This window comes from Streptomyces sp. HUAS CB01 (assembly GCF_030406905.1).
GTDB classification, from domain to species: domain Bacteria; phylum Actinomycetota; class Actinomycetes; order Streptomycetales; family Streptomycetaceae; genus Streptomyces; species Streptomyces chengbuensis.
This window is the reverse complement of the sequence record NZ_CP129137.1, coordinates 6,994,235-7,014,288: the sequence shown is the minus strand read 5'-3', so window position 1 is coordinate 7,014,288 and position 20,054 is coordinate 6,994,235. Positions and strand designations below refer to the sequence as shown.

Here is a 20,054-nt window from a genome sequence, read left to right as displayed (position 1 = left end):
GATCGCTGACGACCGCCTGCCACGGCGCACCTGTGCGACAGTGTGCGACTTCCGGTCCCGCCTCCGGGTGACGGCCGCTACCGGCCGAGCCAGAGGTCCGGGCCGAACACCTCGTAGTGGATCCTCTCGGCGGGTACGCCCCGGCGCAGCAGGTCGCCGCGCACCGCGCGCATGAAGGGCAGCGGGCCGCACAGGTACGCGGTCAGGTCCTCCGGGAGTTCCATGCCGTCCAGGTCCGCCCGGCCGGACGCGGCCTCCGGGGCTTCGCCGCCGGGCGATTCGTACCACAGGTGGAGCCGGCCGTCCGGCAGTGCGCGTACCCGGTCGAGGTGCTCTTCGCGGTGCGCGTGGTCGGCGGGCGTGCGGTCGGCGTGGACCGTGACGACACGGCGGTCCGTCCCGGTGGACGCGAGGTGGTCGAGCATGGCCAGTACGGGCGTGTTCCCGATGCCCGCGGACGCCAGGAGCAGCGGCCCGTCGTCCTCCGGGAGCACGAGGTCGCCGAACGGCATCGACACGGTCAGCACGTCGCCGGGGTGTGCGTGCTCGTGCAGCCAGGACGACACCTCGCCGTCCGGACCGGCCGTGTCGCGCACGCGCTTGACGCTGATCCGCCAGTCCGGCCTGCCGGGGGCGGCGGAGAGGCTGTACTGGCGGATCTGCCGGGCGCCGTCGGCCAGTTGGACCTGGACGCTCACATACTGACCCGGCCGGAAGCTCCCCGCCGGGCGGCCGTCGTGGGGCCGCAGGACGAAGGAGACGACGTCGGGCGTCTCCTGGCGCCGCTCGACGATCTCCATGCGCTGCCAGACCTCGCCCTCGGCGGCGCCGGCCTCCTGGTAGAGACGTGCTTCGAGGGCGATCAGGGCGTTGGCCATCAGCCAGTAGACCTCGTCCCAGGCTGCGGCCACCTCGTCGGTGACCGCGTCGCCGAGCACCTCGGCTATCGCCGCGAAGAGGTGCCGATGGACGATCTTGTACTGGTCGGAGGTGATCCCGAGCGAGGCGTGCTTGTGCGCGATCCGCGCCAGCATCGCGTCGGGGCGGGCGTCCGGCTTCTCCAGCAGCATGCCGGCGAAGGCGGCGATGGAACCGGCCAGCGCCTTCTGCTGCTCGCCGTTGGCCTGGTTGCCGCGGTTGAACAGGTCCCTCAGCAGCCCGGGATGGGCGTCGAACAGCTTGCGGTAGAAGAGCTCGGCGATGTCGCCGATGGCGGTCCCGACCACCGGGAGCGTGGCGCGGACGACGGGTGTGGCCTGTTCGGAGAGCACAGACGACTCCTGAATTGGTAAGTGCTTCGTGTTTTAGGTTATGCAGCCCGAGCCATGAGGTCATGACCCGGAGAGACGGGGTGACGGACGGGACTACCGCGACGGAGGTCCGGACAGGGCGACGAGCACGGGCCCGGTGGGTGAGGCGACGAGATCCGCCACGGTCAGCGGGTCGAGCGTGGCGTAGAACGCCTCCTGGGCGTCGCGCAGCGCCCGCCGCAGGCGACAGGCGCCCCGCAACGGACAGGGCGGGTCGTCGCAGTTGACGACCTCCTCCTCGCCCTCGAGCTCCCGCACCAGCCAGCCCACCGACGCCCGCCGGCCGAAGTCCGTCACAACGAGACCGCCCCCGCGGCCGCGCCGGGCCTCAACCACTCCCAGGTGCTGCAGGCGGGTGATCGCCTTCGCCGCGTGGGTGTGCCGCACATCCATGGCGTCGGCCACCTCGCGGGTGGTGAGCACCTCGTCGTCGGCGCACACCGCGAGGCGCATGACGGACCGGAGGGCCAGGTCGGTGAACTTGGTGAGTCGCACAACCAGGACGCTAGCAAATACGCATCGGAAATTCTTATTTAGGGGGGTCGTGGCTCGTATGGCGTGCGTCACGGACCTGCGGCGGCCGCTGCGCTCGGCATGCCTGACGCCGCAGTTCGCGGCGTCAGGGCCGGTCGGCGACCGGCCCGGCCGCGCCCCGGAGGAGCCACGCACCTGCGGCACCACGTCCCCGGAGGAGCTACGGCACGACGACGGCGGCGGCGTCGGGGCCGGGGTGGGGCGTGTCGTCGGTCTCCGGTTCCGGCAGCGGTTCGTCGAGCTGCCCACGCAGGTAGTTCCAGACCACCGCGATCAGCGCGGCCACCGGTACGGCGAGCAGGCTGCCCACGATGCCCGCCAGGCTGCCGCCCAACGTCACCGCCAGCAGGATGACCGCCGCGTGGAGGCCGAGGCCCCGGCCCTGGATCATCGGCTGGAACACATTGCCCTCGAGCTGCTGCACCACGACGATGATCGCCAGCACTATCAGCGCGTCCGTCGGCCCGTTCGACACCAGCGCGATGAGCACCGCGACCAGGCCGGCGAACAGGGCGCCCACGATCGGCACGAACGCGGACACGAAGGTCAGCACGGCGAGCGGGAGCACCAGCGGGACTCCCAGGATCCACAGGCCGATGCCGATGAAGACGGCGTCGATCAGGCCGACGAACGCCTGCGAACGAACGAACGCGCCCAGGGTGTTCCATGCGCGCGCCGCCACGGTCGGGACGTGGGTGGCGAGCGAGCCGGGCAGCTGACGGGCGAGCCACGGCAGGAAGCGGGGACCGTCCTTGAGGAAGAAGAACATCAGGAAGAGCGCGAGGACGGCGGTGACGACGCCGTTGACCACGGTGCCCACGCCGGTGACGACCGCGGTCACCATGCTGCCCGCACTGTTCTGGATGCGCTCCACGGCGGCGTCGAAGGCGCCGGTGATCTGGTCGTCCCCGATGTTCAGCGGCGGGCCGGCGGCCCATTCGCGCACCTGCTGTATGCCCTGGACGACACCGTCGGCCAGTTCGCCGGACTGGGACGCCACCGGCACCGCGATCAGCGCCACCACCCCCGCGGCGGCCAGGAGGAACAACACGGTGACGGCCGACGCGGCGAGGGCGGGCGGCCAGCCGTGCCTGCGCAGGAAACGGGCCGGCGGCCAGGTCAGTGTGGTGAGGAGCAGGCCCACTATGAGGGGCCAGACGACCGACCACATCCGGCCCAGCAGCCACAGGGCGACCGCGACCATCACGAAGACCAGCAGCAACTCGACCGACACGCGCGCCGATGTGCCGAGCGCGGCACGGGCCCTCGTGGAACTCAACCTGGCAGACATGGGGTCACCCTATGGGTACGCCGGTCCGGCGTCGGAGTCGAGTCGCTGTCCGTCCACGGCCGCCTCGTGCGCGGCCCGTCCCTCGCGGAGGCGGACGCCCGAACCCGGCGTGCGGCTCGCACCTCGCGCACGGTTCGCACGGCTTGCACGACGCGCACGGCTCGCACGACCGCACGCGAACGGCATGCCGTCGGAGGCGCGTTCGGTCCGCCCCGCGGAACGGCGGCACGGGTGCCTCGCAGTCGGACGCCCGCGCACCGTGTCCGCCGCCCCGGGGGCACCCGGACCTCATCCGGTGAACAGTTGCGCCGCCTTCCTCACGAGCTCGTACAACCCGTAGGCCAGCGGCGCCCCCACCCACAACCAGGCGAAGGCGATCAGCCGGCGCCGGTCAGGCGGACTCTGACTCCTGTCGTACGACATCGGCGGTCTCCTCCCTCGGTGCGGGGACATGGCGGCGCGGGTGCACGGGACGGACGAGTTCGTTGGCGACGAAACCGACGGCGAGCAGTCCGATCATGATGACGAACGACAGGCCGTACAGGGACGAGCCGTGTTTGCCGGCCTCCTCCTGCCGGTCGGCGATCCAGTTCACGATGAGCGGTCCGAGGACTCCGGCCGTGGACCAGGCGGTGAGCAGCCGGCCGTGGATCGCGCCGACCTGGTAGGTCCCGAACAGGTCCTTCAGATATGCGGGGATCGTCGCGAAGCCGCCGCCGTAGAAGGACAGGACGACCAGCGCGCAGAGGATGAACAGGGGCTTCGACGAGTCCCCGAACAGGGCGATGAGCGCGTACATCAGAGCGCCGACGCCCAGGTAGACGCGGTACGTGTTCTTGCGGCCGATGAGGTCGGAGGTCGACGACCAGCCGATGCGGCCCGCCATGTTGGCCGCCGACAGCAGGGCGACGAAACCGGCCGCCGCCGACGCCGACACCGGTGCGGAGGTGTCCGCGAAGAAGTCCGTGATCATCGGAGCGGCCTTCTCCAGGATGCCGATCCCGGCGGACACGTTCATGCACAGCACGATCCACAGGCACCAGAACTGCGGGGTGCGCACGGCGTCGCGGGCGGAGACCTGCACTCCCCCGACAGCGCTCGGTGCACCCTCCACGTGCCTGTCGCCGCGCGGCACCCGCACCAGCAGCACTCCCAGCGTCATGAACACGGCGTACGTCACACCGTGCACGAGGAACGCGAGCGCGATCCCGGAGCCTTCGGAGCCGAACGACTCCAGCATCTGCGCGGACAGGGGCGAGGCGATCAGCGCACCGCCGCCGAAGCCCATGATGGCGATCCCGGTGGCCATGCCCGGCCGGTCCGGAAACCACTTGATCAGCGTCGACACGGGTGAGATGTACCCGATGCCGAGGCCGATCCCGCCGACGAAGCCGTAGCCGAGGACGATCAGCCAGTACTGCTGCGTGGCGGCGCCCAGCGCGGAGACGAGGAAGCCGGAGGAGAAGCAGACCAGTGCCACGGTCATCGCCCAGCGCGGACCGTTGCGCTCCACGAGTGTGCCGCCGAACGCGGCCGACAGACCGAGCATCACGATGGCGACCTGGAAGGGCAGCGCGCTCTGTGTGCCGCTGAGGTCGAGCGCTGATTCGAGCGGCGGCTTGAACACGCTCCAGGCGTAGGCCTGGCCGATGGAGAGGTGGACCGAGAGCGCGGCGGGCGGCACCAGCCAGCGACTCCATCCCGGGGGAGCAACAGGAGGACTCATGATCCCGGACGGTAGGAACGGTGAGGGGAGTTGAGAAGGCGTCGCGTCGACCGTATGCGGTGAGCGGTATCCCGGGCGCGACGAACGGTCGGACGGACGGTTCCCGGGCCGGATCCCCCAGCGGGAAATTCCTTTGACCGGACCGGCCGGCAGCGGATACGTTGCGCCGCGTGACCTCCCACTGCTTCTCCGCGAACCGCATCCGCCGCGCCTGAGCGCGGCGACGGCCCTTCCCTCTCGCCGCGCCCGTCAGTCCCTTCCTTCCAACGGGCACGGAGATTTCCCATGTTCACCCGCTTCACGGAGCTCGATACGCTCCTGACCGGCTTCACCCACGCGGTACGCGACATCCTCGGCGACACGTTCGTCGGCGCCTACGTCCAGGGCTCCTTCGCACTGGGTGCCGGTGATCTGCACAGCGACTGCGACTTCATCGTCGCCACCACCACGCTTCCCCAGGGGGAGGCGGCGAGGGAGCTGCGCCGTCTCCACGACGAGATCCCGACCCGTCCGGGCTTCTGGACCCAGCACATCGAGGGCTCGTACGCCGACACCGCCTCCCTGCGGGGCATCGACGGGCTCGGTGTGCCGTGGCTGTTCTGCGACCACGGTCACCGTGAGCTGATCTGGGACAGCCACTGCAACAGCCTGCACACACGCTGGATCCTCAGGAACCACGGCATCACGCTCGCCGGTCCGCCGATCGCGGATCTCGTGGACGAGGTGCCTCCGGACGCGCTGCGCGACGCGATGCGTACCGACCTGCCGGAAGTGCTGAGCGGCATCAGGACCTGGGCGTCCTTCGATCTCGCCTGGACCCAGCGCTACACCGTCACGACCTACTGCCGCGTGCTGTACTCCCTGCACACGGGCAGGGTGGCCTCCAAGCGCGGTGCCCTCGACTGGGCGTACCGGAACCTCGAACCGAGGTGGCGCCCGCTGCTGACGCAGGTGAGGGACGACCGCGAACGGGGCTGGGACCCTGCCGACCCGCCCCGGCCGGGCAGCCTCGAAGCGACGTACGCCTTCGCCGCGTACGCGGAGTCGTTCGGCGGCTGACGCGCCGAGTGGTCCGGTCCGGCACCTGCCCGGGGCGTTCCGCGGGCAGGTGCCGGACCGCCGTGCCAACATGGCTGCCGAGCCAGGGCGTTGAGCGGTCGGCAGCCGGGCACTGCCGGCCGTTCACACCTCCGCCCATGCGCGCAGGAGCTCCTCGCGCTCGCGCGGTTTCGGTGTGCCGCGGCCGCTGTTGTGCCGGCCCCAGGCCACGAGGGTCGCTGGCTCGGCCGTACCCGCCACGAACCGCGCCAGCACGGACTGGGACAGGGCGATTTCCTCGGAACCGTAACCACTGGCCGCCGCCGGCACCGGCACGTCCTCCGTGGCGTCGGCCGTCACCAGACGGAGCGTCATCTCCGGCGGCCCGCTGCCGAGTCCCGCCCCCGCCGAGAGCAGCGCCTCCACCGCCAGGCCCAGCCGCGCGCCGATCGTTCCCCGTACGGTCACGCCCTCGACGGTCGCGGAGCGCAGATCCGCCCACGTCCAGGCGCGGGAGCCGTCGGGGTCGACCGCCTCGACCCCCTCGGTGTCGAGGCGGACGCATCGCCCGTCGACCGCCGGAGGGGAGCCCACGTACACCGAGTCCTCGGTGATCCAGAACAGTCCGACCATCGCCATGTTCTCTCCCGCCTCGTGCGTCCGGCACAACGCCCGCGGGTGAAGCAGCCCGACGACGACACCCCGCCACCCCACCGCTCCCCGGGTGGTGCACGGTGCCGGGCCGGGCACGCGGCCCGCAGACGCCGCCGGGGCGGGGACGAGGGCACCACCCTGCGGCGGGGGCCTCCCCGTCCATCGTCCGGCCGGCAGCAGGCGACCGGCAAGTCGGCGGGACGGCGGCCGGCGGTGGCCGCCGCCCCGGGTCACGGACGCGGTGACACCGCGGTGCAGGGACTTCCGGCGGGTGCCGGCCCTGGCCAGTACACGGCCTGTACCGGCCCAGGTCAGAACGTGGCCCGTACCGGCCCGGGTCAGGACGCGGAGTGCGCCGGCCGTGGTCGGTCCGGTCAGTCCGCGGCGTGTACCCGGGCGCCGCCCACGTACGTCCCCACACAGCGGATGCCGTACAGCTCGCCCGGGTCGACGGCGAACGGGTCGCGGTCCAGGACCGCGATGTCCGCGAGCCGCCCGGGGGCGAGGACGCCGGCCTCGTCCTGGTGGTTCACCCAGGCCGAGCCCGCCGTGTAGGCGGCGAGCGCGTCGGTGAGGGTGAGGCGCTGGTGGGGCAGGAACGGGGGTCGCGGCTCGGGCTCCCCCAGCTCCTCGGGCCAGACCCGGCGGTTCACGGCGACATGGATGCCGTGCATCGGGTCGGGGCTGGAGACGAACCAGTCGCTGCCGGCCGCGAGCGTCACCCCCGCCGCGTGGAGCGCGCCGAAGGGGTACTGCAGAGCGCCGCGTTCCGCACCGAGGAAGGGCAGTGTGAGGTCGTCCATGGCGGGTTCGTGGGCGGCCCACAGCGGCTGGATGTTGGCGGTGGCGCGGAGGGTGCGGAAGCGCGGGATGTCGTCGGGGTGGACGACCTGGAGGTGGGCCAGGTGGTGCCGGTTTCCGGTGTGGCCATGGGCGGCGACGGCGGCTTCCAGGGAGTCCAGTGCCTCGCGGACGGCGCGGTCGCCGAGGGCGTGGAAGTGGATCTGGAAGCCTTCGGCGTCCAGGCGCACCGCGGCCTCACGGAGCAGGGCCGGTTCGACCATGGACAGTCCGCGGTTGTCGCCGGGGCAGCCGCAGGAGTCCAGGTAGGGCTCCAGCATGGCGGCGGTGAAGTTCTCCACGACCCCGTCCTGCATGATCTTCACGCTGCCCGCGGTGAACCGTCTCCCGCCCCCCGCGGCCGCCTTGGCCCGTCGTGCGAGCAGCGACTCGATCTGCTCCGGGCCGGCCTCCCGGTCCCACCAGAGGGCGGCGCGGACGCGGGCGGTGAGCGATCCGTCGGCGTCGGCTGCGAGGTAGGTGTCGAGGGGGTCGGGGTAGCCGCCGTACGCACCGACCAGGGCGTCCTGCCAGCCGGTGATGCCGAGCGAGTGGAGGTGCGTCTGGGCGGCGAGGAGTCCGGCGCGGGCCCTGGCGGCGGTGACCGGCGGGGTCCGGTCGCCCACCAGGCCCATCGCACCCTCGTGCAGCACACCGGTCGGCTCGCCGTCCGGGCCGCGTTCGATGCGGCCGTCGGCCGGGTCCGGGGTGTCGCGGCATACACCGGCCAGGGCCAGCGCGCGGGAGTTGGCCCACGCGGAGTGCCCGTCCCTGACCGGGAAGTACGCGGGCCGGTCGGGTACGACGTCGTCCAGCAGTCCGCGCGGTGGCAGTCCGCCGGGGAACGCGTCGAAGGACCAGCCGCTGCCGACGATCCACTCCTCTTCCGGATGCGCGTCCGCGTATCCGCGGATGATCCTGCTGTAGGCGTCGGCGTCCCGCGCACCCGACAGGTCGCAGCCGAGCATCCCGATGCCCGCGATGACCGGGTGCACGTGCGCGTCGGTGAATCCGGGAAGCGCGAACCGGCCGTCCAGGTCGACGACTTCGGTACCGGCGCCCACGAGCTCCCGTATCTCGCGGTCGCTGCCGACGGCGGTGATCCGGTCGCCGGTGACCGCGAGCGCCGAGGCACGGGCGCGGGCCGGCCCGGCGGTCCACACGGTGCCGTTGAGGAGGACGAGATCGGGGGCGGTGCTCATGCGGAGACTCCAGGGGACGGGGACGGGGACGGGGACGGGGAAGGGGATTCGGGTGCGGGCTCGGGTGCGGTCGGGGCCGATGACGGGGACGGGGGCGCGGGTGGGAGCGGGGCCGCGGGCTCGGTGAAGTAGGCGGCCTTGCGGCGGTAGCGGGTCCAGAGGGCCGCCGGGACGCCGAGGAGGACGGCGCCGAGCGGGAGGGCCGTGAGGAAGCGCCCGTTCTCCGGGTCGAAGGCCATGTGGTCGACGGACGTCCACTGCTGGTGGGCGACCAGGCCACCGAGGAGCAGCAGCGCCGTCCCCCCGAGCGCGGGCAGCACACCCACGGCGAGGACGTCGCGGAGGCGTCCGCCGCGCAGTTCGTGCCGGAAGGTGACCACGCACGCCCAGCCCCCGATGCCGTACATCAGCGACACCAGGATGCCGACCGAGTTGACGACCGCGAGGACGACTTCGGAGAGTCCACCGACGGCGAGTCCGGCCACGGAGAGCGCGACGGCGAGCCCGGCGGTGCGCAGGGTGGAGGTGACGGGGGTGCGACGGGTCGGATGCAGCCGGGCCCAGCTGGGGCCGAGCACCCCGTCCCGGCCCATCGCCAGGGTGAGCCGGGACCCGGCGATGACCGAGGACTGCATGCAGGCGACGGTGGCGGCGAGCATCGCGGCGACGGCGGCGATCGCGCCGCCGGTTCCGTAGAAGGTGCGGGAGAGTTCGGTGATCCCTGCGAGGGGGTCGGCGAGTTGCCCCGGGGTGAGCGCGTGCAGGAAGCCGGTCGCGCCGATCAGGAACAACACCATGGTGACGACGATCGCGATCAGGCCGGCCCGGCCCGAGGACCGCGCCTCGGCGTTCTCCTCCACGACGCTGAACGCGCTCTCCCAGCCCCAGAACATGTAGGCGGCGAGCACCGTCGCACTCAGCAGGGTGAGCGTGTCGGGGAAGGCGAACGGAGAGAACCAGGACGCCTGTACGGGCGCGGCGTCCCCGCGGGCGAAGGCGGTGCCGACGACCGTCAGGACGACCACCGCGGACAGGCCGAGCAGCACCGACTGCACGGCGGTCGCGCCCTTCACACCGCGCACCGCGCCGACGGCGATGAGTCCGGTCCAGAGCAGGCCGGTGAGGGTGACCGCGAGGCTGGACTCCGTACTGAACAGCCCTGCCTCATGGGCCAGTTGGAGAGTGAACTGTCCGGTCAGCCGGCCGGCGTAGGAGAGGAACATGATGTTGGTGGCGACCGCGGTCCAGCCGGTGAGGTAGCCCGTCCAGGGACCGAGGGCGCGGCGGACCCAGATGTACGCGGTACCGCAGTCGGGGTCGCGGGCTGCGAGGCGGGCGTAGCCGCCGGAGACGGCGAGGATCGGGAGCGCGGCCAGCAGGAACGCGGCGGGCAGCGAGGTGCCGGCGACGGCGGCGAGGAAGCCGAGCCCGATGCCGATGGAGACGGTGGGGCTGATGTTGGCGAGGGCGATGATCACGCCGTGGTGGGTGCGGAGGGTCTTGCGGAACTCGTCGTGACGGGGGGTCTGGCCGTCGTCCATGCGCGGTCCTCCTCGGTCCGGGGTGAGGGAAGGAAAGCGCCCGCCGACCGATTAAGTCAACAGTGTGGGAAAAATATGTTCCCGGGCGTCGGCGCGGACTTGCCCCGGGGTGCCGCGGGCTGATCTCATCGGCCGCATGGCATCGGATGGCGCGGCGGTACGCGGCAGGGGGCGGCCGCCCAAGGTGGTCCTGGACGCGCGGATCATCGTCGACGCGGCGCTCGCGCTCTGCGACGAACACGGCGTGGAAGCGTTGACCGTGCGGAAGCTGGCGGCCCGGCTCGGCGTGGACCCGTCGGCGCTGTACCGGCACGTCGAGGACAAGGACGAGCTGCATCTGCTGCTCGCCGACCGGCTCTTCGAGGAGGTCCTGGAAGCCTTCTCGCCCACCCCGGGCGACTGGCGGACGACCCTGCGGGACCTCGCGCTCAGCACCCGCGAGACGGCCCTGCGGCATCCGGCGGCCGCGGTCGTCGCCACGTACCGGACCACGCGGCGACCGGCGGAGATGCGGATCGTCGAGCACATCCTGACCGCCCTCGCCGACGCCGGCTGCGACCCCGCGCAGTCGGCCCTCCTGCACCGCGTGTACGGCGACTTCACGCTGGCCTGGTCCGGAATGGACGCCGCCTTCGCCACCCTGGATCCGCCGGCGCAGGCGGGCGACGAGGCGGCCTGGACCCGCGAGTACGTGGCCGCCGATCCGGCCCGCTACCCGTCGATCGCACGCAGCTCGGCGCACATGGCGACGATGACGGGCGAGCGGGTCTTCCGGGCGGCGCTGGAGGTACTGCTCGACGGACTGGGGGCGCGGATCGGGCGGGGCGGGGGTACACCGGTCGGCTGAGGGGGCCGCGGACGCCCGTGCCCGACGGCAGCGGGGCTCATGCCGACGGGCGCCTCGGAACCGCCCGAACCGAGAGCACCGCGACCCCTCCCGCCGCATGCCCGGGAGACACCCGTGCCCGACGGCAGCGGGGCTCATGCCGACGGGCGCCCCGGGACCGCCCGAACCGAGAACACCGCGACCCCTCCCGCCGCATGCCCGGGAGACACCCGTGCCCGACGGCAGCGGGGCTCATGCCGACGGGCGCCCCGGGACCGCCCGAACCGAGAACACCGCGACCCCTCCCGCCGCATGCCCGGAGGATGCCCGTGCTACCGGCGAGTGCCCCGCACGGCCGGGCCGACGGATGCGGCGTCCGCGGATGCCGAGTCCGCGGACGCGCCGTCGACGGCTGCGGCGTCGGCGGACGCGGGTCCCCCGAACGCCACGCCGACGGACGCGCTGCCGGCGAGTGCCGCGCCGGCCGCGGACGCCCGTTGTCGTGGGAGCGCCGGGTCGCCCGGCCCGGCATCCCCGGCGTCGCACAACGTCACGGTGATCACGGAGAGGGGCGGAACGTCCAGATGCCAGAAGGCCCGGGCGGGTGCCGACAGGACGTGGACCAGTGCGGCGCGGACGACGGGCGCCTCGGTGATCGCGAGCACGCGCGCGTCGTCGGGGAGGGACCCGAGCCATGCCGCCGTCCGCCGGCAGAGCCCGGCGACGGACTCGCCCCCGTGCGGTGCCGCGTCGGGGTCCGTCAGCCAGGCGGAGAGGCCGTGGGGGTCCCCGGCCGCGATGTCCGCGCGTGTGCGGCCGGTCCACCTGCCGTAGTCGATGTCCCGCAGGGCGTTCTCGGGCGTGGCTGCCGCGCCCACGGCCTCGGCGGTCTGCGCGCAGCGGATCGACGGCGCCCGCAGGGCCAGGGAGTACGGCGGCAGCGCCGCTTTCACGGAGGCGGCCCCACGCCGGCCGCGCTCGTCGAGGGCGCAGTCCCCGAAGGCCGGGTCAGGGCCGCCTGCCCCGGGGGTTGCGCACAGGAACGTCAGTCGCACGGTCACGACCCCGACCTCCTTCTCCGATCGGCCCGGCACACCGCCGACCTGTCATGTGATCCGGCGGGCGGGCTTGGTGGCGCTGTACAGCAGGTACTCCAGCGGGCCTCGCCGGAAGAAGCGGGTCCACAGGAGCGCCGACCCCATGGCCACGACCGCGAACCCGAGGAGGACCGGCAGCGCGGCCCACTCGTCACCGTCGAACGTACCCAGCAAACGGATGGCCATGATGTGGGCGACGTAGGCGGTCAGGGAAATCGAGCCGACCGCGGCGAGCGGTGCGAGGAGCCGGACGCGGGGGCCGGCGAGGCGTACGGCGAGGAAGCAGCCGGCGAGGACGGCCAGCGCGACGCCCAGGTTGCCGACGATGGACCAGGTCGTCTGACTGTGCGGGGAGGCCACCAGCAGCCAGGCCGGGTGCCCGGGGGCGAACTCCTCGCCGACCGCGTCGGACCACCACGCCGAGGCGGCGGGGCCCCCGTCCGTGGCCGCGCTCACCCCCGCCAGGGCGCCCGGGACCGCGTGCAGGGCCAGCCACGATCCCCCGTAACCGATCACCGCGAGCGCCGCACCGGTGCCGGCCAGCTTCGTGAGCACGTCGCGTCGCGTGAGGTCGAGCCTGGCCACCGCCATACCGGCCACGACGAAGGAGAACCACGTCAGCGCCGGGTACTCACCCGTCACGAAGAGTTCCAGGAGGCCGTCCGAGCCGGTGAGCCGTGCGAGGGGGTCCAGGCCGACGACGACATCGGACCGGTCCCCGACGTCGGCCGCGGCTCTGAGCCCGTACAGAACCTGGGGCATGACCAGGGCGGTCGAGGCGGCGATCAGCGTGAGGGTCCTGGCGCTCAGCCGGTACAGCGGGAGGGCCAGCACGAAGAGCAGCCCGTAGAAGGACAGGATCACGTCGACGTCGGTGTCCAGCAGGACCAGTGCGTACCCCAGGGCCATCAGGACGGCGGCACGGATGAGGACCCGTCCGATCGCCTGGCGGCCGCCGCGCCCCGTGCGCGGCTGCGGGCGGCCCGTCAGGAGGACCAGGGTGAAGCCGGCCAGCAGCGCGAACAGCGCGGACGAACGGCCGCGCGCCACCTCCATGACCCAGCCGAGCGGTCCGCCCACCGACGGATCGGGACCGACGTGCGCGGCGAACATGCCCAGGATCGCCAGTCCGCGGGCGAGGTCGAGGCCGATCATGCGGCCCGTCGACGGCGCGCGGAAGGGCGAGTCGTCCGCCGGTTTCGCGGACGGCACGGCCGGAGCGAAGACGTGTCCCATTGGTCATCACAATTCGAGAAACATACGGATTCAACCACCCGACGGACGGCCGGACCGCCCCCGCCGACCGACGGGGGTCGTGTACAGGATTCGGGGAAAGAGCGGGAACAGCACCGCCGACGGCCCGGAATGACACCAGTGGATCCGGCGGAAGCCGGCGTGTCACGTCACCGGAATTCGGGACTTGCCCCGGGCCGCGGACCGCGGGACAGGGCGGCACTGGGCGAGATGGGCGGCAGTACCGCACGGGAATCGGCCCGCAGAACGCGCCGCCCGTGTCAAGCCCCGAACTCCAGTAGCAGGACAGAAATCGCCCGATCGTGCCTACTGGAAGAGGAGGCGATTGAAAACGGAACCGTGGCGTTTCCCGCCACGACCTCCGACAGGAATCCAAAAGCGCGACCCCGAAGGAAACAAGGCGTGGGCCGCATGACCGCAGGTGAACTACTCATGAATTCATGGATTGACGACCGGCCCGGCATTTTCGACCTTGAGACGTTCGGGTCATCGGCATGCGCTCACGGTCGGGGCCGGGACTGCCGCGGAGCGGCGGCGCTGACGGTCCGCGGCGGCCGCCACATCCGGGAGGGCCTGTCGTGACCTGCAACAACTTCGAAAGGTCCGCTGCCGGGACCGCTACGGCGCCCCGAGCCGACTCATCGGCTGCGGGCGGCGGGGAGTCGCCCACCGAGGAGCTGCTGGCCGAGGTGCTGGCGGGCGTCCTGCGCACCGAGCACATACCGCTCGACGGACACTTCTTCACCGACCTCGGCGCCGACTCCATGGTCATGGCCCAGTTCTGCGCCCGCGTCCGCAAACGCGACGACCTCCCCTCCGTGTCGATGAAGGACGTCTACCAGCACCCCACCCTCGAGAGCCTGGCGGCCTCGCTGGACCCCGAGCCGGCACCGGCGGAGGAGGAGACGGACACCGGCGCCGCGCCCCGGCCGGACGGGGCTGCCGAGGCGCTGCTGGCCGAGGTGCTGGCGGGCGTCCTGCGCACCGAGCACATACCGCTCGACGGACACTTCTTCACCGACCTCGGCGCCGACTCCATGGTCATGGCCCAGTTCTGCGCCCGCGTCCGCAAACGCGACGACCTCCCCTCCGTGTCGATGAAGGACGTCTACCGCAGCCCGACCATTCGCGGCCTCGCTGCGGAACTCGACTTTCCGCAGGCCGCACCGGCCGGCACGGCCGCCCCCGGCCAGTCCGGTGCCGCCATCGGGGCGGCGTCCGGAACGGCAGCCGTGGTGGCAGCCGGAACGACGGGCGGAGCGGTCTCCGCGCCGGCGTCCGGCACGACGGCCGAGGCCGATGCCCACCCGGCGGAGGTGCCCGCCAGGGTGCGCACCGGGCAGTACGTGCTGTGCGGTGCGCTGCAGCTGCTGTTCTTCCTCGGCATGTCCTTCGTCGCGGCTCTCGTCCTGACAAGCGGATACGAGTGGATCCGGGGCGGCTCGGGAGCCGCCGGCATCTACCTGCGGTCGGCGGTGTTCGCGGGCGTGGGCTTCACCGCGCTGTGCTGCCTCTCCGTCGTCGCCAAATGGCTGCTGGTCGGGCGCTTCCGGCCCGGGCGGTTCCCCGTGTGGAGCCTCGGCTATCTGCGCTTCTGGTGCGTCAAGTCCCTGATCCGTACCAGCCCGATGCGACTCTTCGTCGGCACGCCGCTGTACGTGCTGTACCTGCGTGCGCTGGGCGCGAAGATCGGCCGCAACGTCGCGATCTTCTCCCGCAACGTTCCGGTGTGCACCGACCTGCTCACGGTCGAGGAGGGCACCGTCATCCGCAAGGACGTGTTCTTCGCCTGCTACCGGGCGCACGACGGTGCCGTCGAGACCGGCCCCGTCACCCTCGGCCGCGACGTCACGGTCAGCGAGCAGACGGTCCTCGACATCGGCACCTCGATGGGCGACGGTGCGCAGCTCGGTCATGCCTCCTCGCTGCACGGCGGACAGCACGTGCCCGCGGGCGAGTCCTGGCACGGCTCCCCGGCCCAGCCCACCACCACGGACTTCCGCGCCGTCGAGGCCGCCCCGTGCGGCGGTCTGCGCAAGGTCCTCTACACGGCGGCGCAGCTCCTGCTGCTGCTGGGGGTGTACCTGCCCCTCGCGCTGGGCGGTATCGGTCTTCTCTTCGCCGTACTGCCGCAGCTGGACGCAGTGCTCAGCCCCGAACCGGTCCTCACCAGCCCCGGGTTCTACCTCGATGCGCTGATCGCCTCGTTCGCGGCCTTCTTCGGCGGCCTCCTGGTGGCGCTGGTCACCGTGAACGCGGTGCCGCGGCTGCTGCGCCCGGCGATCAAGCCGGGCAGGGTGTACCCGCTGTTCGGGGTGCACCACGGCCTCCAGCGGGCCCTCACCCGGATGACGAACCTCAGGTTCTTCGTCCTGCTCTTCGGCGACAGCTCCGCGATCGTCCACTACCTGCGCTGCCTCGGGTACGACCTGTGCCGGATCGAGCAGACGGGCTCGAACTTCGGTTCGCTGGTCAAGCACGACACCCCGTACCTCAGCCGGGTCGGCACCGGCACGATGGTCGCCGACGGCCTGTCCGTCATCAACGCCGACTTCTCCAGCACGTCGTTCCGCTTCTCGCCGTCCTCGATCGGATCGAGCAGCTTCCTCGGCAACAACATCGTCTACCCCGCGCGCAGCCGCGCCGGAGACGACTGCCTGCTGGCGACCAAGGTCATGGTGCCCATCGACGGACCGGTCCGCGAGGGCGTGGGCCTGCTGGGCTCGCCCAGCTTCGAGATCCCGCGCACGGTCATGCGCGACAAGCGGTTCGACCACCTCGCCACCGGCGACGAACTGCGCCGCCGCCTGGGCGCGAAGAACAAGCACAACACGTTCACCGCGGCCCTGTACCTGCTGATGCGCTGGATCCACTTCTACGTCGTCGCGCTCATCGCGATGACCGCGGTCGACCTCTACCACACCCACGGGGTCACGCCGATCGCCCTGGCCAGCCTGGTCACCCTGGTGTTCACGGTCGTCTACTACGCGCTGGTCGAACGGGTCATCACGCGTGTGCAGCCGCTGAAGCCGCTGTACTGCTCGATCTACGACCCGTCCTTCTGGCGTCACGAACGCTTCTGGAAACTGACGACCCACCGGTACATGCAGCTGTTCAACGGCACCCCGTTCAAGAGCGTGGTCTGGCGGCTGCTGGGGGTCCGGATCGGCCGGCGGGTCTTCGACGACGGCTGCTCGCTGATCGAGCGGTCCCTCGTCACCATCGGCGACGACTGCACCCTCAACGCGGGCACCGTGATCCAGTGCCACTCCCAGGAGGACGGCGCCTTCAAGTCCGACCAGGCCACCCTGGGCGCCGGTGTGACGCTCGGCGTCGGCGCCTTCGTCCACTACGGCACCACGGTGGGCGACCACGCCCGGATCGCCGCCGACTCCTTCCTGATGAAGGGCGAGGAGGTGCCCGCCCGGGAAGGCTGGGGCGGCAACCCGGCCCGGGAGGGCGTGGCCGTGATGCGGGTACCCGTCTGCCGTGAGCCGGCGGAGGGACGACGGGCCGAGGCGCTGAGGTGACGCGGCGGTGCGGACCGTACGGCGCGCGGGGTACGCCTCCGGCTGCCGCACCTCCCGGCAAGGCGCCTTGGCACCACACGGGCCGACAGCGCCTACGCCGGGGCCACCGCCGCCGTCGCCCCCGTACCTGCGCGAACCGCCCCCGGCCGCCCGCGGGATGGGCTCGCTGCTCGAAGCCCGCCACAATCTGCGGGGCCCGGACGGAAACTCGATCGCCGCGCTGCGTACCGGGGTCCGGGACGCACTGACCGAGTCCACGACATCCCACGGTGTGCGGATTCCGGGCCCGTGTGGACGGTGACGGCCGCCCGGCCCGGGAACTGACCGCCACCCCGAACTGACGGCCGCCCGGCCCCGCAACCGACGGCCGGTTCGCCCCGGATGACCGCACACGCGCGCAAGGGCGGGCGCCCGCCCGGGCCACCCCCGATCAGCCGGTGGCCCGGTGCGGCCGCGCCGGGCACCGGCCGAGAGCCTCCCCTCCTCAGCGCGAGCGACGGACTCGGGGCACGCAGGCGCATCGCCCGGTCCGCGGAGGCCGCGGGTGCCGGCCGCGGAGGAGAGCCGGGGTGCCGTGCCAGACGTTCCGGGGAGGGGCGACAGGACGCCGACGGAATGCCGGGGAACCGATCGGAGGCGCTGCCTCGAGGCACTGAGTGCGGGGAACGGGCGCCGCCATCGGTGTCCTGGCGGTGATCCCGGAAGGGCTGAGGAGGTTCACCCACTCCTCCGCCACTCTCAACGTATAGCGCACAGGGGGGCTTGCGGCAAGGCCCCGTTGGTGCCGCACAATCGCTGACCGACGCCGGAACCTGCGGAAATGGGAGATTCACTCAGTGCGTTCACTTTTGTCGGTTCAGGGATCGTGTGACGACGCCGAGCCGGAGGTGGGACCCGCGCCGCGGGCGCGGGAATCCGGCGCGGTGCGCACCTGCGCGCCGCCGCAACGCCACGGGCACGACCGCGGATCGGAGCTGATGCCTTGAACCCCCTGGCCACCAGCGCGTTCGACCTTCCCGAGCGCCTCGCCCCCAAGGCGGACCCGACGCTGATCGCCGACGACGAGCGGCACTTCGCCGCCATCGCGGAGAGCCTCGAGGAGGCCGTCGCCGAACTGTCCGACCGCCTCGACGCCGAGCGCAAGGCACCGGGCGGGACCGGGCGCGCCGCGATGGACCGGGACGTGGAGATCCACCGGCTGACGGCCCGGCTGCGCGCCCTGCGTCGCTTCGGACTGGACCTGTGCCTCGGACGCATCGTCGAGGCGGGCAGCCCCGAACCCGTGTACATCGGCCGGCTCGGCCTCACCGACAGTACGGGGCGCAGGCTGCTGCTCGACTGGCGCTCCCCCGCGGCGGAGCCGTTCTTCGCGGCGACCCACGCCGGCCCCATGGGGTTGGTGAGCCGCCGCCGGTACCGCTGGCACCGCGGCCGGATCAGCGACTACTGGGACGAGGTGTTCACCGCGGAAGGGCTGGAACGGCACGCCGCGCTCGACGACCAGTCCGCCTTCATCGCCAGTCTGGGCGGCAACCGGTCGGACCGGATGCGGGACGTGCTCGCCACCCTCCAGGCCGACCAGGACGCCGTCATCCGGGCCGGCTCCCGCGGTGCCCTCGTCGTCGACGGCGGTCCGGGCACCGGCAAGACCGTCGTCGCCCTGCACCGCTCGGCGTACCTCCTCCACTCCGACCCGCGTCTCGGCCGGCGTCGGGGCGGCGTGCTGTTCGTCGGTCCGCACCAGCCCTATCTGGCCTACGTCTCCGACGTCCTCCCCAGCCTCGGCGAGGAGGGCGTGCGGACCTGTACGCTGCGGGACCTCGTCGCCGAGGGCGCCGGAGCGGCGATCGAGACCGATCCGGCCGTGGCCCGGCTGAAGTCGTCCGCCGACATGGTCAGGGCGATCGAGACGGCCGTACGGTTCTACGAAGAGCCGCCCACGGCGGGGATGACGGTCACGACCCCGTGGGCAGACGTCCGGCTGAGCGCCGACGACTGGGCCGAGGCGTTCGAGGCGGCCGAGCCGGGCACTCCGCACAACGAGGCCCGCGAACAGGTCCGGGAGGCCCTGTTCACCATCCTGCGGGACAAGCACGACGGCGATGTCCCGCCCGACCGGTTCCGCAGGTCGCTGCTGCACGACGAGGAGCTGATGGGGACCCTCGACCGGGCCTGGCCACTGCTCGAAGCCGCCGATCTCGTCGGGGACCTGTGGTCGGTGCCCGCCTATCTGCGGATGTGCGCTCCCTGGCTGAGCCGCGACGACGTCCGGATGCTGCAGCGGCCGGACGCCCGGGCGTGGACGGTGTCCGACCTGCCGCTCCTGGACGCGGCCCGGCAGCGGCTCGGCGACCCGGGGGCGGCGCGGCTGAAGCGTCGGCACGCGGCCGTCCTCGCCGCCCAGCGCGAGCGCATGGGTCAGGTGGTCGACAACCTGATCCAGGCCGCGGCCGACTCCGGCGCGGACGGTGACGACGGCGAAGGCCTGGTGACGATGCTGCGCGGCCGCGACGCCGGGGTCAGCCTGGTCGACGAGTCCGAACTGCCCGCCGCCGAACCGGACCTGCTCGCCGGACCGTTCGCGCACATCGTCGTCGACGAGGCCCAGGAGCTGACCGACGCGGAGTGGCAGATGCTGCTGCTCCGCTGCCCGTCCCGGAGCTTCACGATCGTCGGGGACCGTGCCCAGGCGCGGCACGGGTTCACGGAGTCGTGGCGGGAGCGACTGGAGCGGATCGGCCTCGACCGGATCGAGTTGGCGTCCCTGAGCATCAACTACCGGACGCCGGAGGAGGTCATGGCGGAGGCCGAACCGGCCATCCGGGCGGCGCTCCCCGATGCCAACGTCCCGCAGTCGGTCCGCAGCACCGGCGTCCCCGTCGTCCACGGCTCCGTCGCGGATCTGGACTCGGTCATCGACGCCTGGCTCGCCGCGCACGCCGACGGGATCGCCTGCGTCATCGGCGATCCCACGTTCCGCGCGACGCCCCGCGTACGGTCGCTGACCCCGGAGTTGTCGAAGGGGCTCGAGTTCGACCTCGTCGTCCTCGTCGACCCGGACGCGTTCGGCACGGGTGTCGAAGGGGCGGTCGACCGCTATGTCGCGATGACGCGGGCGACCCGGCAACTCGTCGTCCTCACGCGTCCCTGACGCCGGCCGGGGTGGGCGGCGTGGGTGCCGCCCACCGGGCGGGGCCCCGGTACGGCCGGA

The 20,054-nt window shown here is 72.4% G+C and carries 14 protein-coding genes; 4 read left to right on the top strand and 10 right to left on the bottom strand.

Features of this window, described 5'->3' with window-relative positions; all coding sequences use genetic code 11:
• Positions 1–77: 77 nt before the first annotated feature.
• The 5 genes from QRN89_RS30590 to QRN89_RS30570 all read right to left on the bottom strand — a co-directional run bounded on the left by QRN89_RS30590 (position 78) and on the right by QRN89_RS30570 (position 4,861).
• The gene (locus tag QRN89_RS30590; RefSeq protein ID WP_290352657.1) at positions 78–1,271 is read right to left on the bottom strand and encodes a globin domain-containing protein; all 1,194 of its coding nucleotides are present in this window, start codon (positions 1,269–1,271) and stop codon (positions 78–80) included.
• Positions 1,272–1,364: 93 nt separating this feature from the next.
• The gene (nsrR, locus tag QRN89_RS30585; protein ID WP_290352656.1) at positions 1,365–1,805 is read right to left on the bottom strand and encodes a nitric oxide-sensing transcriptional repressor NsrR; all 441 of its coding nucleotides are present in this window, start codon (positions 1,803–1,805) and stop codon (positions 1,365–1,367) included.
• Between the two features lie 199 nt (positions 1,806–2,004).
• The gene (locus QRN89_RS30580; protein ID WP_290352655.1) at positions 2,005–3,135 is read right to left on the bottom strand and encodes an AI-2E family transporter; all 1,131 of its coding nucleotides are present in this window, start codon (positions 3,133–3,135) and stop codon (positions 2,005–2,007) included.
• 288 nt (positions 3,136–3,423) lie between these two features.
• Complete coding sequence (locus tag QRN89_RS30575) at positions 3,424–3,558, bottom strand: MFS transporter small subunit (RefSeq protein ID WP_290352654.1); 135 nt, start codon at positions 3,556–3,558, stop codon at positions 3,424–3,426.
• Positions 3,527–4,861: an OFA family MFS transporter gene (locus tag QRN89_RS30570; protein WP_290352653.1), complete on the bottom strand. Its 1,335-nt coding sequence runs from the start codon at positions 4,859–4,861 to the stop codon at positions 3,527–3,529. Before QRN89_RS30570 ends, QRN89_RS30575 begins: the two co-directional genes overlap by 32 nt.
• 285 nt (positions 4,862–5,146) lie before the next feature.
• Between QRN89_RS30570 and QRN89_RS30565 the strand changes: the two genes are divergently transcribed.
• Positions 5,147–5,920, top strand: a complete 774-nt coding sequence (locus QRN89_RS30565) for an aminoglycoside adenylyltransferase domain-containing protein (protein ID WP_290352652.1) — start codon at positions 5,147–5,149, stop codon at positions 5,918–5,920.
• A gap of 123 nt (positions 5,921–6,043) precedes the next feature.
• Here QRN89_RS30565 and QRN89_RS30560 read toward each other — a convergent pair whose 3' ends face one another.
• The 3 genes from QRN89_RS30560 to QRN89_RS30550 all read right to left on the bottom strand — a co-directional run bounded on the left by QRN89_RS30560 (position 6,044) and on the right by QRN89_RS30550 (position 10,136).
• On the bottom strand, positions 6,044–6,538 hold the full coding sequence (locus tag QRN89_RS30560; RefSeq protein ID WP_290352651.1) for a hypothetical protein: 495 nt from the start codon (positions 6,536–6,538) through the stop codon (positions 6,044–6,046).
• 389 nt (positions 6,539–6,927) lie between these two features.
• The gene (locus QRN89_RS30555) at positions 6,928–8,595 is read right to left on the bottom strand and encodes an amidohydrolase (protein ID WP_290352650.1); all 1,668 of its coding nucleotides are present in this window, start codon (positions 8,593–8,595) and stop codon (positions 6,928–6,930) included.
• Entirely contained in the window at positions 8,592–10,136 is a 1,545-nt protein-coding gene (locus QRN89_RS30550) for an APC family permease (protein WP_290352649.1), read from the bottom strand. The genes QRN89_RS30555 and QRN89_RS30550 overlap by 4 nt, the downstream gene beginning before the upstream one ends.
• Positions 10,137–10,272: 136 nt before the next feature.
• On the opposite strand from QRN89_RS30550, the gene QRN89_RS30545 reads away from it, so the two are divergent.
• On the top strand, positions 10,273–10,983 hold the full coding sequence (locus QRN89_RS30545; RefSeq protein WP_290352648.1) for a TetR/AcrR family transcriptional regulator C-terminal domain-containing protein: 711 nt from the start codon (positions 10,273–10,275) through the stop codon (positions 10,981–10,983).
• A 311-nt stretch (positions 10,984–11,294) separates the two neighbouring features.
• Here the strand turns inward: QRN89_RS30545 and QRN89_RS30540 are convergent, their stop codons facing one another.
• Both QRN89_RS30540 and QRN89_RS30535 read right to left on the bottom strand, forming a co-directional pair.
• Positions 11,295–12,023, bottom strand: coding sequence for a histidine phosphatase family protein (locus QRN89_RS30540; protein ID WP_290352647.1), 729 nt, complete (start codon positions 12,021–12,023; stop codon positions 11,295–11,297).
• 45 nt (positions 12,024–12,068) lie between these two features.
• Entirely contained in the window at positions 12,069–13,295 is a 1,227-nt protein-coding gene (locus QRN89_RS30535) for a DUF418 domain-containing protein (protein WP_290352646.1), read from the bottom strand.
• A gap of 596 nt (positions 13,296–13,891) precedes the next feature.
• On the opposite strand from QRN89_RS30535, the gene QRN89_RS30530 reads away from it, so the two are divergent.
• Both QRN89_RS30530 and helR read left to right on the top strand, forming a co-directional pair.
• Entirely contained in the window at positions 13,892–16,843 is a 2,952-nt protein-coding gene (locus QRN89_RS30530) for a Pls/PosA family non-ribosomal peptide synthetase (protein WP_290352645.1), read from the top strand.
• Between the two features lie 982 nt (positions 16,844–17,825).
• Positions 17,826–19,994, top strand: coding sequence for an RNA polymerase recycling motor ATPase HelR (gene helR / locus QRN89_RS30525; protein WP_290352644.1), 2,169 nt, complete (start codon positions 17,826–17,828; stop codon positions 19,992–19,994).
• Positions 19,995–20,054: the final 60 nt, after the last annotated feature.

What these genes read in the sequence shown, in the direction of transcription:
- QRN89_RS30580 (WP_290352655.1), bottom strand. Translation starts at nt 3,135, where the DNA reads ATGTCTGCCAGGTTGAGTTCCACGAGGGCCCGTGCCGCGCTCGGCACA.
- QRN89_RS30575 (WP_290352654.1), bottom strand. Translation starts at nt 3,558, where the DNA reads ATGTCGTACGACAGGAGTCAGAGTCCGCCTGACCGGCGCCGGCTGATC.
- QRN89_RS30570 (WP_290352653.1), bottom strand. Translation starts at nt 4,861, where the DNA reads ATGAGTCCTCCTGTTGCTCCCCCGGGATGGAGTCGCTGGCTGGTGCCG.
- QRN89_RS30565 (WP_290352652.1), top strand. Translation starts at nt 5,147, where the DNA reads ATGTTCACCCGCTTCACGGAGCTCGATACGCTCCTGACCGGCTTCACC.
- QRN89_RS30560 (WP_290352651.1), bottom strand. Translation starts at nt 6,538, where the DNA reads ATGGCGATGGTCGGACTGTTCTGGATCACCGAGGACTCGGTGTACGTG.
- QRN89_RS30555 (WP_290352650.1), bottom strand. Translation starts at nt 8,595, where the DNA reads ATGAGCACCGCCCCCGATCTCGTCCTCCTCAACGGCACCGTGTGGACC.
- QRN89_RS30550 (WP_290352649.1), bottom strand. Translation starts at nt 10,136, where the DNA reads ATGGACGACGGCCAGACCCCCCGTCACGACGAGTTCCGCAAGACCCTC.
- QRN89_RS30545 (WP_290352648.1), top strand. Translation starts at nt 10,273, where the DNA reads ATGGCATCGGATGGCGCGGCGGTACGCGGCAGGGGGCGGCCGCCCAAG.
- QRN89_RS30535 (WP_290352646.1), bottom strand. Translation starts at nt 13,295, where the DNA reads ATGGGACACGTCTTCGCTCCGGCCGTGCCGTCCGCGAAACCGGCGGAC.